Here is a 15,829-nt window from a genome sequence, read left to right on the forward strand (position 1 = left end):
CGCTGCCCCGTCGACGGCAAATCTCAGTCGCCGAGGTCGACGACCTCGAACTCGAGGAGGTTGGCTTGTTCCGAGACAGGTTCTTCGCCGCTGGTTTCGTGGGAGGGCCTGCGAGCCTGGCGCCAATTCTCGAAGTCCTCACGGGTGGCCCACTGAGTGTAGACGAAGTACTGGTCACCGCCGGAGACCGGTCGCAGCAGCTGGAAGCCTTCGAAGCCGGGTGAACCGTCGACGGAGTGTTTGCGTGCCGCGAAGCGCTTCTCGAGTTCACCGCGTGCGGCTTCGGGAACGGCGAGGGTGTTGATGGCGACGACTGACAAGATTGCTCCTTGTGAAGAGGGTTCGCGGCGCCGAGGTGAATCCGGGGACCGGGTTCGACGCCGAGCTGCTGATTCGACCGGCAGCCAGCGGCGAAAACCGGTCGTTCTTCAGCCTACGATCCGATTCTGGATCTCCGCTGAAGTTCTCACCGGGTCGCTTGGTCTGCGGTCTTCTTCTTTGCGTCGATGACGCCGAAGGCAGTCCCGGAACCGGCGCCGAGGTGAGGGGAGGTGAAAGCAGATTCGGCCGTGCCGTGGCAGTCGGGGCACGCGACGGATTCGGGTTTCCTGCTCATCGGAAAGTCTCGTTCGGTGTCGCCGCAGGTGGTGCATCGGTAGACGTAGGTGGGCACAAGATCACTCTTCTCGAAATCATTTCCGACGGATCAGCCTTGATGCATTCCTACACTGTCGCCAGTAGAGACTCAAGGATGCTGATGAGAATTCACTGCTCGGCCACGGCGATTTCGGTGAAGCGAAGCTCGGGGTGATGGCGTTTCGCGGCACGACGGATCCGCTCAGCGGTGAGTCGGCTGATCTCGGGGAAGCCGTCCTCGGAATCCGCGCCCACCAGGCTGCGCGCATTCTTCGTCTGCAGCGGTTCCGGGGTCTGGATGAGGATGAACGTGCGTGAGCCTGCGTCGCGTTGATTGGCAGCCATCACCGCCTGCGCGGTTGTGCCCGAGCCGGCGAAGAAGTCGAGGACGATTGCTTCGGGGTCGAAGAAGGTCTGGGAGGCCACGAGCGTCTTGACCAGTTCGACGGGCTTCGGATAGCTGAAGATCCCACCCAGCCCGAGATCCTCGAGGTCGTTCTGCCCTCCTAGGGCCTTGATGATCGAGTAGAGCTTGGAGCTCGCCTTCTCCGCCGGCGTCACCCGCACCACAGCATGTTTGCCCGCTGGGCCCCAGGCGCGCAGAACATATTCTCCCGTGCCCAACTTCGCGTCCACCTCGGCGAGCTTCTTCGCGCCCTTGACCTCGAGGATGTCCTCGTACATGAGCCGACGTTCCTGGCCGCGAGCGTAGCGGCCGAATCCGGCGCGGAGCACATCGGTTTCGACGAGCATGCGTTTGCCGTCGATGATCTCGAGCTTCGCCGGCGCCTTCTTCTCTGTCAGGAACGCACCCGCCTGATCAGCAACCTTCGCCCACACGTGGACGTAATCATGACCGCGGACGAAGGAAGGGGAGTTGCCGCCGCCCTTCGCGCGCTGATGGATCAGGGTGCCCAGCGAATTGGCCTCGCCGAAGACCTCATGCCCCAACAGCTGCGCCCAGGCACTCTCACCATCGTCGAGGTGGATGAAGATCACCCCGTCCTCGCGCATGAGTTCGCGGGCCAGCAACAGCCGCGGCGTCATGAAGTTCAGCCAGCTCGCGTGATCATGCCCGTGATCCTTATACGCCAGCGCGTTGCCCGTGTTGTACGGCGGATCGATGTAGATGACCTTGATCCGTCCCCGGTGCGTGGCAAGCAGCGCGGTCAGCGCCGGCAGATTGTCCCCGACGACGAGCATGTTCTCATCGACGGTGGGGACGTAGGTGTCGCCGTCGCGAAGGAAGTGCGGTCCCTTGCCGAGGCGGCCGGAAGCATCCGCGGAGATCAGCCGTCGACCGAGGGCGAAGGCGGCGTCCTTGCCAGTCCAGTTCAGGGCCGTCGACATCCTTCTCCTTCTCTGCGATCGGTGCCAAGATTGCTGTATGAGTATTTCACGAGTGGCCGTGGTCGGTGCCGGTATCGTCGGAGTGGCGATCGCCCGTGAGATCACCGGCAGGCTCCCCGCCGCCGAAGTCACCGTCTTCGACAAGGCAGACCGCCTCGCCGCGCATCAGAGCGGGCACACATCGGGAGTCGTGGATCCCGCCCTCGCTGCGCAGCCGGGTTCGGAGGAGTCGAAGCTCGCTCGCCGAGGTGTGGAGCTGCTGGTCCCGTTCGTGTCCGAACGCGGCATCCCCTACCGCGAGTGCGGGCAGCTGCTCGTTGCGCAGAATACGGACGAGGCCGATCGGCTCGAGGAGATCCTCGCCCGGGCCGAAGCGAACTCGATTCCGGGAGTCCGGCTGCTTGACCGTAAGGAGATGTTGGACGTCGAACCCAACGCCAGGGGCGTCCTCGCACTCTACGCACCGCACACGGCCGTCACCGATTACACGGCCCTGACCGAGGCGCTCGCCTCCGATGTCAGCGCTGCCGGCGGCACGTTCCGCTTCGGCACAGAGGTCACCGGCTTCGACGTGATGAGCAACGAGGTTCGCCTGCGCATGCGCACGGCAGCGCCCGAGCAGAGCGAGCCCGCTGTCGGCCCCGATAGCTCCGACGATGACTCCGCTTCAGGCTCCGACGGCGATATCGGCTCCGACAGGGATATGGACGATCAGGTGTACGAGGCTCCGCGGACCTATCGCGGCGATAACACCACAGGACCGGTCATCGACTTCCGCGACGAGCTGCGCAGCCGCTTCGGCTCTCAGGACTGGTTCAAACAGGTCGAAGACACGATCGGCAGCCTCAGCGACCGGTTCACCAATCCCGCTTCCGGACGTTCTGGACACTCGGGTGGGGGAGAGCCCCGGCACACCGGTGCAGACGAGCACCGGGAACCTGCCGGACGCCCGCGCGAACGTACGGTCCGGCCAGAGGACACAGAGGTGTTCGACCTCGTCATCGTCTGCGCCGGCCTCCAAGCCGACCGTCTGGCAGCGGCGGCGGGCTTCGACGAGGCGCCTCGCATCGTCCCGTTCACCAGCGACTACTACGCCATCGACGACCCCGCCATCGACGACCCCGCCGAGGTGGTCCGGGGCATCATCAGCACGGTTCCCGATCCGAGCTCCCCGTTCTCCGAGAGATCTGTGGTCAGAGGCATCAGAGGTGGGCTGGTCCTAGGCCCGAACACCATCGTGTCTCTGGGGCGCGAACGCTATGACAGGCACGGCTTCGACCTCGGCGATATGGGGTCGACCGTCGGCTTCAAAGGATTCTGGAAGTTCGCGGCGCAGACAGCGAAGACTGCTGCTCGTGGAGCCAAGCCGGCCGTGAGCACCTCCGCCTTCGTCGAGGAGATCCGGAAGTTCGTTCCTGCCATCGACGCTTCGGCCGTCCGGGCCGACTCGCGCGGAATCCGCGCGCAGGCAATCGACGCCGATGGCACGCTCGTGGACGAGCTGCGGGTGACCACGCGAGGCAGGCTCACCATGGTCAGAAGCCTCCCCAGGTCAGGGGCCGCCTCGGCGCTGGCCACGGCCGAACGTGTTGCGAACCAAGTTCTCGACGGCCCCGCCGTCGCGGACGGCTGAGGCGAGCTCTCGGTGACGTCAGACGGCACACACGGCTGATCCGTCCGAATCAGCCGGAGTGGCGTTCGAGGAATTCGTAGACCTCGGTATCATCGACGCCCGGAACGGCACCGGGGGGAACCGCTGCCAGCAGAGACGCATGCATCTGCGCCGAGGGCAGAGCCTGGTTCTCCCACTTCTCGGCCAGATCATCGGGCGCCTGGCGACAGCACGCGGGATCCGGACAGGCTGACTTGGAGCGGATCTGGGATTCTCGTCCCTCGAACCACTTCACGTGGGCGAAGGGGACACCTACACTGATGGCGAAGTCACCGCCGGGCAGTACGCGTGCGGTGCACCAGAAGGAGCCCTCAGGGGTGTCCGTGTACTGGTAGTACGGGCTGAACCTGTCAGCGACGCGGAACACTGTGCGAGAAGTGAATCGTTTGCAGGCGAACTGGCCCTCGATCGCGCCGAGCGGGTCGGTGGGGTAGGGCAGGCCGTCGTTCGAGTACGCCTTGTGGATCGTGCCCGAGCGGTGGACCTTCATGAAATGCACGGGCAGACCCAGGTGCTCGGTGGCCAGGTTCGTGAAGCGGTGGGCGGCCATCTCATAGCCGACACCGAACATATCGCGCAGATGCTCGACGGAGAGCTCGCGCTTCTTCTTCTCCTCGATGAGCATCGGCACCGCCGAACTCTGCGGCAGCAGAACAGCGGCGGCCAGATAGTTCGCCTCCACCCGCTGCTGGAGGAACTCGCTGAAATCCTTCGGAGCATCATGGCCGAGCACGTGCGCGGCCAGGCTCGTGAGCAGATGTGAGCGCGGGTCGAAGGCCGCATCGGTATTGGGCAGGTAGAGGCGATTGTTCGCAGTGTCGGAAATCGATCTGGTGGATGAGGGCAGGTCAGAGACGTAGTGGAGGCTGAATCCCAGCTTCTCAGCGATCGTCGCCGTCTGCCGCTGGGAGACTGTGCCCGATTCGTATCCTGCCAGGCGCAGGAGTTCCGCGGCCTGGGTCTCCAGATCGGCGAAGTAGTTGTTCTTCTCGCGCATCCGCTCGCGCAGTTCCCGGTTGGCCCGACGAGCCTCCTCCGGAGTCGCGGCACGGCGTTCGAGAACCTGGCCGAGCTGTCTCTGCAGACCCACGATCGCTTCGAGGGCATCATGGGGCAGCGACTTGATCCGCACCTGCGGCAGACCCAAGGAGGAGTACATGGGTGAGGCCTGATTGCGCTCGGCTTCAAGCTCAAGAGCCTGTCTGCCATCGACGGGTGTGGGATCGATGAGCTCGGCGACCTCGGTCTGCAGGGCTTTAGCTATGGCACTGAGCAGGGTGACAGAAGTTTCTCGCTTGCCGTTCTCAATCGTCGAGATCTGGGAGGCTGCACGCCCCACCTTCTCGCCCAACTCGGTGAGGGTCAGGCCGCGCTGTTTGCGAAAAAACCGAATTCTTCTGCCGATGCTCAGGGTGTCCGCTTCTGCTTCGGCATCCCGCAGATCGGTCTGGTTGCTTGTCATTGCGGCTCCAGTCGACATCGTGGCGTGGTTCACATGTGCTGAGAATCAGTATGACAGAACGTCGGAAATTCTAAAACCGGAAAACAGTCGATTATTCATCGGAGAAATCTCTATCGACCCCCTTGCGGTCACGGCAGACTGATCTCACCAACCCCGAACGACTAGGAGTGAATGAGAATGACTGAGAACACCACGCAGAGCAACTTGCACGATGCTGAGGCCATCCGCCGCGATTGGGCCACCAATGCCCGCTGGTCGGGAGTTGCTCGTGACTACGAGCCCGAGGATGTCGTCAAACTGCGCGGTTCGCTGATCGAAGAGCACACACTGGCTCGCCACGGTGCCGAGCGCCTCTGGAGCCAGGTGGCCTCCACCGACATCAAGTCCGGCGACTACGTCAACGCACTCGGTGCGCTGACCGGCAACCAGGCAGTGGAGCAGGTCAAGGCCGGCCTCAACGCCATCTACCTCTCCGGCTGGCAGGTCGCCGCCGATGCGAACAATGCCGGACAGACCTACCCCGATCAGTCGATCTACCCGGCGAACTCGGTGCCACAGGTCGTGCGTCGCATCAACAACGCTCTGATGCGCGCCGACCAGATCGAGACCTCGGAAGGCAAGAAGAACGTCGACGATTGGTTCGCACCGATCGTGGCCGACGCAGAGGCAGGCTTCGGCGGTTCGATCAACGTCTACGAGCTCATGCGCTCGATGATCTCCTCCGGCGCAGCCGGTGTGCACTTCGAGGATCAGCTCGGTTCTGAGAAGAAGTGCGGCCACCTCGGCGGCAAGGTCCTCGTCCCGACCTCGCAGCACATCCGCACTCTCAACGCGGCTCGCCTCGCAGCCGACGTCGAGAACGTGCCCAGCCTCGTCATCGCCCGTACCGACGCAGAAGCGGCAACGCTCATGACCTCGGACATCGACGAGCGTGATCAGCGCTTCGTCACCGGCGAGCGCACCTCTGAAGGTTTCTACAAGATCACGAACGGCATCGAAGCAGGCATCGCCCGCGGACTGTCCTTCGCTCCCTATGCGGACATGCTGTGGATGGAGACCTCCACACCGGACCTCGAAGCTGCCAAGCAGTTCGCGGACGCCATCCACGCGGAATACCCGGACCAGATGCTGGCCTACAACTGCTCGCCGTCGTTCAACTGGCGCAAGCACCTCGACGATGCCACCATCGCGAAGTTCCAGCGTGAGCTGGGAGCCATGGGCTACAAGTTCCAGTTCATCACCCTGGCCGGCTTCCACGCGCTCAACTACTCGATGTTCGATCTGGCTCACGGCTACGCCCGCAACCAGATGACCTCGTACGTCGAGCTGCAGGAACGCGAGTTCGCTGCCGAGGACCGCGGCTACACCGCAACCAAGCACCAGCGTGAGGTCGGAACCGGATACTTCGATTTGGTCTCGACCGCGCTGAACCCAGAGTCCTCGACGACAGCTCTGGCCGGTTCGACCGAATCCGCTCAGTTCAGCTGAGCCTTCGGTGACCCGACCGGTCACGCGACGACGGACACCGGACTCGCCGGAACCGGTCACTTAGTACTCGGCGCGGATCGACAGTGTTTTCACGGGGTTTGCACTGTTGGTCCGCGCCGGCACACCAGACATCACAGCTTCAACCACAACCTCGGCGACACCAACACCACCAGCACCACCGCAGAACCGCACCACCAGCACCGCAGCACCACCGCAGCACAGCCACCGCAACGCACATCAGCAGCACACATTCCGACGGGTGAGGAGAAGCCCCATGTCTCACATCAAAATCAACGCCCCCATCGAACCAGGCTTCGACAGGATCCTCTCGGAGTCCGCCCTCAACTTCATCGCGGCGCTCCACGATCGTTTCAGCGACCGTCTGGGCAAGCTGCTGGGAGTCCGCGGACGTCAGGCGCAGAGCATCCGGAACGGCACGTTCCCGAGGTTCACCCCCGACACTGCGGGAATCCGGGCCGACACCACCTGGAAGGTCGCCGGCGCGACCGGAGCCCCTGGTCTCGAAGACCGCCGCGTCGAACTGACCGGCCCCGTCTCCGAACCTGAAGTAGTTGCGGCGCTGAACTCCCGTGCGAAGGTCTGGCTCGCTGACCTCGAAGACGCCACCAGCCCGACCTGGTCCAACATCATCGGCGGACAGCTCAACCTGTTCAACGCCATCCGCGGCAACCTGCCGGGCGTGAACAACCGTGAGCAGCCCACCATCGGCCTGCGTCCCCGCGGCTGGCACCTGCCGGAGAAGCACCTGATCCACGTCGATGACAAGGGCAGCCAGTCAGAGACCTCAGGCGCCATGGTCGACTTCGGTCTCTACTTCTTCCACAATGCCCGCCGACTCGTCGACAACGGCTCGGGACCATACTTCTACCTGCCGAAGCTCGAGTCCTTCCGCGAAGCACGCCTGTGGAACGAGATCTTCGTCTTCGCACAGGACTACATGGGCATTCCGCAGGGAACCATCCGGGCGACAGCTCACATCGAGACGATCACCGCTGTGTTCCAGATGGAGGAGATCCTGTGGGAGCTGCGCGATCACTGCGCCGGCCTCAACGCCGCAGGCTGGGACTACCTGTTCTCACTCGTGAAGAACTTCCGCAACTCCCCGAAGTGGGTGCTGCCGGATCGCGAGCACCTGACAATGGGACTGCCGCTGCTGCAGGCGTTCGCAGACCGCCTCGTCTCGACCTGCCACCGCCGCGGAGCACACGCGATCGGGACCATGGGCAACCTCATGACCACTCACCCGGACAAGGAATTCGTTGCCTCGGAGCTGGTGAAGATGCGTGAAGACAAGGCTCGTGAAGCCTCGCGCGGCTTCGACGGCACCTGGGTGGCTGAGCCGGGACTGGTGGATGACGCGCTGGAGGTCTTCGATGCCGCACTCGGCAACAAGCCGAATCAGCTCGACAACCGCCGGGTCGATGCCCACGCCTGCGCCGAGCACATGCTCGACGTGTCTGGTCTGGACACCACGGTCACCGAGGAAGGTGTTCGCCTGAACATCCGTGTGGCCATCGGCTACATGAACGAATGGCTGGGCGGCAACGGCAACGTCGCACTCGAGAACCTGCTCGAAGACGCGTCGACCGCTGAGATCTCCAGGTCCCAGATCTGGCAGTGGATCCGCCATTCGGTGACGCTGGACAACGGGAAGCAGGTCACACGCGACCTGGTGGAACGGTACATGGGCGAGGAGCTCGCCGTCATCGAGCGCCACCCCGCAGACCACTACACCGAGGCCGTTGAGATCTTCCGCAAGAGCGCACTGGGTGAGGACTTCCCCGAATTCCTCACCATGCCCGCCTACACCGACCACCTGGTCGACAGGGTGTCGAAGGGCGCCGTGTTCGCGGCCTGAATCTCAGGCGCCGACGCTGTCGGCATTGCTGGCAAGACCAACTACCCGATTCTGCATCAGCACGTCGCACTCACCGTGCTGATGCAGAATCGGGTAGTTTTTGCGTGCTGCAGGCGCCAGGCTGATTCGGCTGCTCCCGCAGGGGATTCGGCTGCGCCGCAGCTCAGCTCCATTCCGCCGGCGGCCAGGGCTGACCTTCGGCCTGGGCATTGAGCTGATAGGCGATCGCGCCATCGATGGACTCGCGGATGATGTCGGCATGACCGACATGGCGGGCGATCTCGGTGTTGAGGTGGCCCAGGATCCACCGGACGTTCATGACGAAGTCCTTGGGCATCCACGGATTGTGAGGCATCGGGACGACCGTGGACAGATCGGTCCCGTTCTCCTCGACCGCCCTGCGGGCCACGTCGATCTCGGTCATGGCCGTCTCGAAAGCGGCGACCACATCGGCAATGTCGAGATCGGGAAGAGCGGAGCCATCGAACATTCCGTCGAGGCCCAAGCGTCGGTTGTAGTCGGCATAATCGTCCGCTGTGACCTCAAGCGAAGGATCGCGGACCTGCTGGATCCAGGAGAACAGCACCTGGGCGGCGTGAGTCAAGAGGCCGGAGATGCTCAGTGCGCTCACCGTCGGCGCGCTGCGAGCCTGATCGTCGGTGAGGCCGAGAGCGGTGATCTTGAGCTGCGAGCACTGCTGTTCGAGGAACGAGAACTGGGCATCGGCCTCGGTCGTGACGGATGGGGCGAAGAACGGCATGATCTCTCCTGATCGTCTGGTGCAGAACCGGTTGTCCGGGTCTGTGACACCAGTGTCCAAGCCTTTGCGGACATATACTGTCCGCTATGACCGCCGATTCTCGTCTGTTGTCCATGCTGGGGATGATCGCCTCGGGACGGACCTACTCCGCGACCGAGCTGGCCGCGCACTTTCGTGTCACGCCTCGCTCCATTCGCCGCGACATCGCGAATCTGCGCCAGCTCGGCTATGTCATCGAATCCGTCCCGGGCGCGGCCGGCGGATACCGTGCTCATTCGCGCACTGTTCTGCCCCCGCTGCAGCTCGAGACCGGCGAGGCGCTGGCCACAGCACTCGGCCTGGCGCTGCTCAACGGAGCCGGCTTAGGCACCTCGAACGCCGATTCGGCCACCGCGAAGCTGCGCGGGATGCTTCCTGCCGGAATGCGCGAGACGATCGGGGACATCAGCATGGCAGTCTCTGTTGTTGCTGGTCACGAACCGGGAGTCGACATGGCAGCGGTCATGACGACCGCCTCGGCGATCGCGTCCCGGAGCGTCCTGACCTTCGCCCACGCGAAACGGATGAGCGCAGAGAGCTCGGGCGCGAAGTCGATGGAGCGCCGGGTGGAGCCGGTGCGGATGGTCGTCCTCGGCGCGCATTGGTATCTCTACGCCTGGGATCTCGCCCGCAATGACTGGCGGGTCTTCCGACTCGATCGGATGAGTCAGGTCCACGAAACGACCTTCGCCTTCGCACCCAGGGACCATCCCGACGCCGAGGCAGCCGTGAGTTCCGCCGTCACCACCGACGCGTACCGCCACACTGTGATCATCGATGTCGACGCAACCGTGGCCGAGACCAAATCGTGGTTCCCGACGAGGACAGCGACGATCACGAAGACCGCCGACGGCGCCCGTGTCGAGTACGGTGTCCAGGACCTTGCTTGGGCGGCCGTGATCACCGCAGCGACTCCCGTGGATTTCCGAGTCGTCGAGCCACCGGAACTCTTGGGTGCGCTGCGCGATCTCGGCGAGCGGGCGGCCCAGGTGAGCAGGACCGGTGCAAGCGGCATCGTCTGAGCTGCGATGCACACGCCGAGCCCCAGGGGGTCCGGTTGCGATGACCGTGGGGTGTCCTCGCGGTGATACGGGAATGAACGAATCAGGGCTGAGCTAATATACTTCTCGATATGACGATTCTCATTGGCTATCTTCCTGCTCCTGAGGGTGAGGCGGCTCTGCGTGCGGGTTTCGCAGAAGCCAAACTTCGGTCGAGCAATGCTGTCGTGATCAACTCCCAACGACGCGGAGCCAGTGGCACACCGACCGAGATCGACCAAGACGTCATCGACCGCATCGTCGCACTGGGCAAGGACTCAGACGTCGCGGTCGAGGTTCTCCAGCCCGATCACGAAGACGATCTGCCGGGAACGCTGAACGACCTCGTGGAAGAACACGACGCCCAGCTCATCGTCATCGGCCTGCGCAAACGCTCGGCGATCGGTAAGTTCATACTCGGCTCGCAGGCCCAGCGGATCCTGCTCGAAGCAGAGGTCCCAGTCCTCACCGCCAAGGCCTGAGCTCGCCACGGCCCGAGCCCGGGAGTTGGCAGCCTGACCTCAGGCTCCGCGTGTCTGAACCCGTCACCCAGTTGTACTAGCGGGTGGGTTCGAGTCCCCAGCCCCAGGCGAGCAGCTCCGGCAGCGACACACCCTGTGCATCGCTGAGGTCGGCGATCTGTGTGCGGCAGGAATATCCATCGGCTAAGACGACCCGTGTTCGCTCACCGTCGCCGGCTTGTCCTTGTGCCCCCGCCGCTCCTCCAGCTCCGACCGCGTTCGGCGCCCGATTGCGCAGTGCTTCCTGCTCGCGCAGGGCCGGCAGCAGAGCCACCTCGGCCACGGCGACCGAGGTCTCGTAATGTCCTTCCTCGACGCCGAAGTTTCCGGCCAGACCGCAGCAGCCGCCCAGGAATCGGCTTGCGGCGCCAGTTCTGGCCAGCAGCTCCTTGTCCGCGGCAGTGCCGAAGATCGCCGACTGATGGCAGTGCGGCTGCACGAGCGCTTCGACGCTGTCCAACTTCGGCAGTTCGGTGCCCACGCTGAGCAGGTACTGCGCGAAGGTCTGCACACGTGAGGCGACTCGTGCCGAGGCCTCATCGGCCAAGAGCTTCTGCGAATCGTCCTTGAGGGTCGCCAGACATGAGGGTTCAACCCCGACGATGGGCACATCCCCGGCGGCATCGAGCGCACTGATCGTCGCTCCCAGATTCGCCTTCGCCGCGTCGAGCTGACCGGTCGATATCAGGGGCAGACCACAGCACACGGTCTGGTCGATGACGCGCACCGTGACGCCAGCGTGTTCGAGCACGGCAACGGCGGCGGCGAGGATGCGCGGTGCGAAATGATTCGACCACGAATCGGCGAACAGAATCACCTCGCGGGTCTTCGTTCGGCGCCCCACCTCGGCGGTGCTGTCCGTCTTCGTCCACCATCTCCGAAACGTCGTCGACGTGAACTGCGGGATGGATCTGCGAACGTCGATCCCGGCCAACTTCTTGGCCACGGTCGTGAGCCCCGGCAGGCCCGAGACGCGGTTGACCACGGGGGCCAGGGGTGTGATGACGCGTGCCAGCTGCGGCAGGAAACCGAGCGAATAGTGCTTCATCGGGCGCAACCTGCCCTTGTAGGACTGGTGGAGGACCTCGGCCTTGTAGGTGGCCATGTCAGTGCCGGTCGGGCATTCGGTGCCGCATGCCTTGCAGGACAGGCAGAGGTCGAGTGCATCGGCGACTTCGGGGGACTGCCACGATGAGTCGAGGAGATCCCCGGAGACCATCTCCTGCAGGACTCGGGCGCGACCGCGCGTGGAGTGCCGTTCATCGCGGGTGGCCTGGTAGGACGGGCACATGACGCCACCGCTGTCGGCGGAGTCGGCGCGGCATTTGCCGACGCCGGTGCAGCGATGGACGGCGGAGGCGAAGCCCGCCGACTCTCCCTCGTAGGCCATGGCCAAGGTTCCGGGCAGCTCCTCCCGCAGCGGCAGCTGGGTCAGCCGCAGGGACTCGCTGAGGGCATCCGGGTCGACGATGACACCCGGGTTGAGCAGGTACTGGGGGTCGAAGAGCTCCTTGACCTCCTTGAACAGGTCCAACACAGCTGGGGGATAGATGAGACGCAGCAGCTCGGACCTGGCGCGGCCGTCGCCATGCTCACCGGAGACGGACCCGCCATAACGCGCCACGAGCTTCGTCGCTGCGACCATGAACGTCCGCATCACCTCGGGTCCGTCGGGATCCTCAAGCGGGAAGTCGACGCGCATGTGCAGACAACCATCACCGAAGTGCCCGTAGGGAATTCCCCACAGTCCATGCTCATTGAGCAGATCCATGAGATCACGCAGATAGTCGCCGAGGTGCTCCACCGGAACCGCGGAATCCTCCCACCCGGCGTGGGCGTCACGTCCATCGGGTGTGCGGGAGACCAGACCGGCCCCATCGGCGCGAATTCCCCACACCTCGGCTGCGGCCTGGGCGCCGAGCACCGCAGAATCCAGAGCACCCGACTCTCTGATCAGGCGCTTCGTCTCATCGACCAGTTCGGCTTCGTCCTCGCCGGTGAGCTCGACGACAAGCCAGCCGCCGCCCTCGGGCAGGTGAGGGACAGCATCGGCGCCTTTGGTCTCGATGACCCGATCGAGCATGCGCGAGTCAAGGCCCTCGCAGGCCGCTACTGGGAACCCCTTGAGCAGGGGAGCATCATGTGCGGCCGCCACCATATCCTCGTACCCGAGCACCACCGCCGAGGTGTGGGTGGGGTCTTTGACCAGGCGCATCTTTGCGGCGAGGACGATGCCCCATGTGCCCTCGGTCCCGGCGAAGGCCCGGCGCAGGTCGAAGTCGTTCTCCGGCAGCAGGGATTCCAGCCCATACCCGGAGACCTGCCGAGAGAAGGTGCCCAGATTCGTCCGGATGGTGCCCAGTTCCCTGCCGACGAGTTCATTCAGACGCGGGAACATCTCTGAGGAGTCGGTGTCGTCGAGGGTGACGACTGTGCCGTCGACGAGCATGACGATCAGCGCGAGGATGTTGTCGCCGGTGCGCCCGTAGCCCAGAGCGCGTGGCCCACATGCGTTGTTGCCGATCATCCCGCCGATCGTGCAGCGAGTATGAGTAGAGGGATCTGGGCCGAAGCGCAGTCCGTGCGGCCGCGCCTGTGCCTGAAGGTGAGCGTGGATGCATCCGGCCTGGACCCATGCGGACTGCGCCTCGGGGTCGACGGCGAGGACCTCGTTCATATGGCGGGAGAAGTCGAGGATGATGCCCGTGCCGATCGCATTGCCGGCGATCGAGGTTCCGGCGCCGCGGCTGGTGATGGGTACTCCCAGCCGGCGCGCGATCGCGAGTGTGTGCGAGACATCGGCCTCATCATGCGGGAACACGATCGCCTGCGGAACCAGGCGGAACAGGGAGGCATCGGTGGTGTAGGCAGCACGATCGGTGTCGTCGACGCTGAAGTCCCGGACCCCTGCGGCGCGGAGCTCGGTCGCGAGGACATCGGCGAGAGACATCTCTGTCTCCGCAGACTTCCGTGGTGCACTGGAGCTGTGAGCCAATGTGGTCATGTTCGCATTCTGCCACTTCAGTTGTCAGTGAGGTACTCGCTCAACAACGGGTGGGATGGTGCCGACTGCGGACGCGATTACCCGAATGCAAAGAGCGCGAAACGCCGCGGTCGTTATCGAACCGTTACATAAAATGAGCCAGAAAGCGTCTGAGCTTCTTTGATTCGGGAATTATTGGCTTATTCTCATATACGTGGTATTTAATGGAACTACACATCTAGCTGGCATCGAGCCATAGCCATAAGTAGGGGAAGAAACCATGTCGCGTCGAGCCCGTGAATTAACAGTTGACCAGACAGCCTTAGTTGGTGCAGTTCGAAAGGTTTCTCGTCAACGAGCCAAAATCAATACCGATTATGTGATGGCGATTCTTCGCGCTCGTGAAGAAGGGGCCACCTTCGGGTCCATCGCCGAGGCGGCAGGCACCTCCTCGCAGGCGGTGCAGGAGATCGTGCGCAGGCATGGTCAGGTTCAGCGCAACGAGTCTGTGAGATCGATTCCAGCCCCCGCGAAATAGGGCCAAGGCGGCGCTGTAGAAGCGTTCGCTGACTGACGGTGGATCGAGGTGCTCGTCGGGACTGCGCATCACAGTGACGTGAATCGCACCCGAGGGGCACTTCGCTTGCTCAATCGTGACCTCAGTCATTCGTTTTATCACTGTTTGATAACAAGATTTCTTTATTGTGGAAATCATGTGAAAACCATGCACGCGGCATTAAATGAACGGCTGGCCGGGGGCAGGGAAGAGGCGTTCCGGCTGAGTGCTCTTGTGATCGGGAAGTCCGGTTCCTGAGTATCGATTTCTGTTCCCCGCAGTGAAGCCCGGTTGGTCGAATTCGTCAGTCACGAATCCCCTGGTGCTCGGCCACAATCACGCTTAGATACAAGAAGTACACACTCGGGCCTGTATTGCAGTGTTGTTACAGGAGAGGCCCCGCCGGGGCCGACTAGAGTTGAACCATGAGCTCAGAGACCGACCTTCTGCCCAGTGCTGTCAACGATCTGCCATTGATTCGCATCGCCTCGGACCTATCCATGATTGCGTGGGAGCAGATGGAGGCCTGGCGCAGCTCCCTCGGGGCGCGGCTCGACGCTTCCGTGGTGGACACGAAGACTTCGCCCAACGACCTCGTGACTCTCGCAGACGCGCAGATCGAATCACTCGTCCGCGGATACCTGGCGAAGGTTCGACCCTCGGACACCATGGTCGGTGAGGAAGGTGCGCCGGCACTGGATCCCATCGACTTCTTCGATGCGCGGTTCGTGGCCAGACTCAACGGATTCGACCCTGGTGGCGGTGACCTCCTCGACATGAGCGACGACGGTCCGCCGTTGGAGTGGCATGTCGACCCCATCGACGGAACCGTGAACTACGTGCGCAACATCGAGCACTATGCCTTCTCGGTCGGGGTCTGTGAGGCAGGCGAGGTCCACGGGCGGGGCCTGGGCGAGGAGCGGTGGCTCATCGGCCTCGTCGCATCGCCGGGGTTGAATGCCACCTGGGTGGGCGCGAAGGGCCGCGGGGCCTATCGCGTCGAGGGGCAGCTATCCGGGGGTCGAGGGCCTGAGCGTCTCCCTGCTCGACGGCTGCGAGGCACGCCCCTCGGGCTCTCCGGCAGGCTGCTGGCAACCGGCTTCGCCTACACCGGCGACAATCGCGGGCCGCAGCTGGCGAAGCTGTTCACCCTTATGGACGGCTACGACGATATCCGGCGCTGCGGATCGGCGGCTATCGACCTGTGCATGCTCGCAGAGGGCAAGGTCAACGGCTATGCCGAACGGGGACTCGGAATCTATGACTATGCAGGCGGCGGCGTCATTGCCGCCGAGTCCGGTGCCTTTGTGTACCGCGGTGGATCGGGTGGTCCCACTGCCGCTGCGGAGTCCGAAGACGAAGTGCGACGCCTCATCGCCTCGATCTGACTGACTACTTCCGCTGTCAATGTGAGATGAATAACGATAGATTACGCTCACGTAT

General features: G+C 63.6%; 13 protein-coding genes. 7 read left to right on the top strand and 6 right to left on the bottom strand.

Going from position 1 to position 15,829, the window contains the following annotated elements; translation table 11 throughout:
- Positions 1-23: 23 nt before the first annotated feature.
- The 3 genes from FO013_RS13450 to FO013_RS13460 form a co-directional block, all read right to left on the bottom strand.
- Positions 24-320, bottom strand: a complete 297-nt coding sequence (locus tag FO013_RS13450) for an antibiotic biosynthesis monooxygenase family protein (protein ID WP_143923078.1) — start codon at positions 318-320, stop codon at positions 24-26.
- A 146-nt stretch (positions 321-466) separates the two neighbouring features.
- Positions 467-673, bottom strand: coding sequence for an FmdB family zinc ribbon protein (locus tag FO013_RS13455; RefSeq protein ID WP_143923079.1), 207 nt, complete (start codon positions 671-673; stop codon positions 467-469).
- A gap of 92 nt (positions 674-765) precedes the next feature.
- Positions 766-1,986: a site-specific DNA-methyltransferase gene (locus tag FO013_RS13460; protein ID WP_143923080.1), complete on the bottom strand. Its 1,221-nt coding sequence runs from the start codon at positions 1,984-1,986 to the stop codon at positions 766-768.
- Positions 1,987-2,023: 37 nt separating this feature from the next.
- On the opposite strand from FO013_RS13460, the gene FO013_RS13465 reads away from it, so the two are divergent.
- On the top strand, positions 2,024-3,619 hold the full coding sequence (locus FO013_RS13465) for an FAD-dependent oxidoreductase (RefSeq protein WP_260848143.1): 1,596 nt from the start codon (positions 2,024-2,026) through the stop codon (positions 3,617-3,619).
- A gap of 49 nt (positions 3,620-3,668) precedes the next feature.
- Here FO013_RS13465 and FO013_RS13470 read toward each other — a convergent pair whose 3' ends face one another.
- Positions 3,669-5,120 carry a helix-turn-helix transcriptional regulator gene (locus FO013_RS13470; RefSeq protein WP_143923081.1) on the bottom strand — a complete coding sequence of 484 codons (1,452 nt, stop codon included), beginning with the start codon at positions 5,118-5,120 and terminating at the stop codon, positions 3,669-3,671.
- A 177-nt stretch (positions 5,121-5,297) separates the two neighbouring features.
- Between FO013_RS13470 and aceA the strand changes: the two genes are divergently transcribed.
- Entirely contained in the window at positions 5,298-6,608 is a 1,311-nt protein-coding gene (aceA, locus tag FO013_RS13475) for an isocitrate lyase (RefSeq protein ID WP_143923082.1), read from the top strand.
- A gap of 274 nt (positions 6,609-6,882) precedes the next feature.
- Positions 6,883-8,487 carry a malate synthase A gene (aceB, locus tag FO013_RS13480; protein WP_143923083.1) on the top strand — a complete coding sequence of 535 codons (1,605 nt, stop codon included), beginning with the start codon at positions 6,883-6,885 and terminating at the stop codon, positions 8,485-8,487.
- 163 nt (positions 8,488-8,650) lie between these two features.
- Here aceB and FO013_RS13485 read toward each other — a convergent pair whose 3' ends face one another.
- On the bottom strand, positions 8,651-9,247 hold the full coding sequence (locus tag FO013_RS13485; RefSeq protein WP_143923084.1) for a mycothiol transferase: 597 nt from the start codon (positions 9,245-9,247) through the stop codon (positions 8,651-8,653).
- Positions 9,248-9,333: 86 nt separating this feature from the next.
- Here FO013_RS13485 and FO013_RS13490 point away from each other — a divergent pair, with 86 nt between their 5' ends.
- A complete protein-coding gene (locus tag FO013_RS13490) occupies positions 9,334-10,308 on the top strand; it encodes a helix-turn-helix transcriptional regulator (RefSeq protein ID WP_143923085.1) in 975 nt (324 codons plus the stop codon).
- Positions 10,309-10,418: 110 nt separating this feature from the next.
- Positions 10,419-10,808 (top strand): universal stress protein, encoded by a 390-nt coding sequence (locus tag FO013_RS13495; RefSeq protein WP_143923086.1) that lies wholly within the window; start codon positions 10,419-10,421, stop codon positions 10,806-10,808.
- Positions 10,809-10,884: 76 nt separating this feature from the next.
- On the opposite strand, the gene FO013_RS13500 is transcribed toward FO013_RS13495, so the two are convergent.
- Positions 10,885-13,797, bottom strand: coding sequence for an FAD-binding and (Fe-S)-binding domain-containing protein (locus FO013_RS13500; RefSeq protein ID WP_143923177.1), 2,913 nt, complete (start codon positions 13,795-13,797; stop codon positions 10,885-10,887).
- A 415-nt stretch (positions 13,798-14,212) separates the two neighbouring features.
- On the opposite strand from FO013_RS13500, the gene FO013_RS22395 reads away from it, so the two are divergent.
- Together FO013_RS22395 and FO013_RS13505 are read left to right on the top strand one after the other, a co-directional pair.
- Positions 14,213-14,368 (top strand): hypothetical protein, encoded by a 156-nt coding sequence (locus tag FO013_RS22395; RefSeq protein ID WP_186293108.1) that lies wholly within the window; start codon positions 14,213-14,215, stop codon positions 14,366-14,368.
- 443 nt (positions 14,369-14,811) lie between these two features.
- On the top strand, positions 14,812-15,774 hold the full coding sequence (locus FO013_RS13505; RefSeq protein ID WP_143923087.1) for an inositol monophosphatase family protein: 963 nt from the start codon (positions 14,812-14,814) through the stop codon (positions 15,772-15,774).
- Positions 15,775-15,829 lie beyond the last annotated feature (55 nt).

It is taken from the genome of Brevibacterium aurantiacum (genome assembly GCF_007558825.1).
In the GTDB taxonomy this organism is placed as follows: Bacteria; Actinomycetota; Actinomycetes; order Actinomycetales; family Brevibacteriaceae; genus Brevibacterium; species Brevibacterium aurantiacum_A.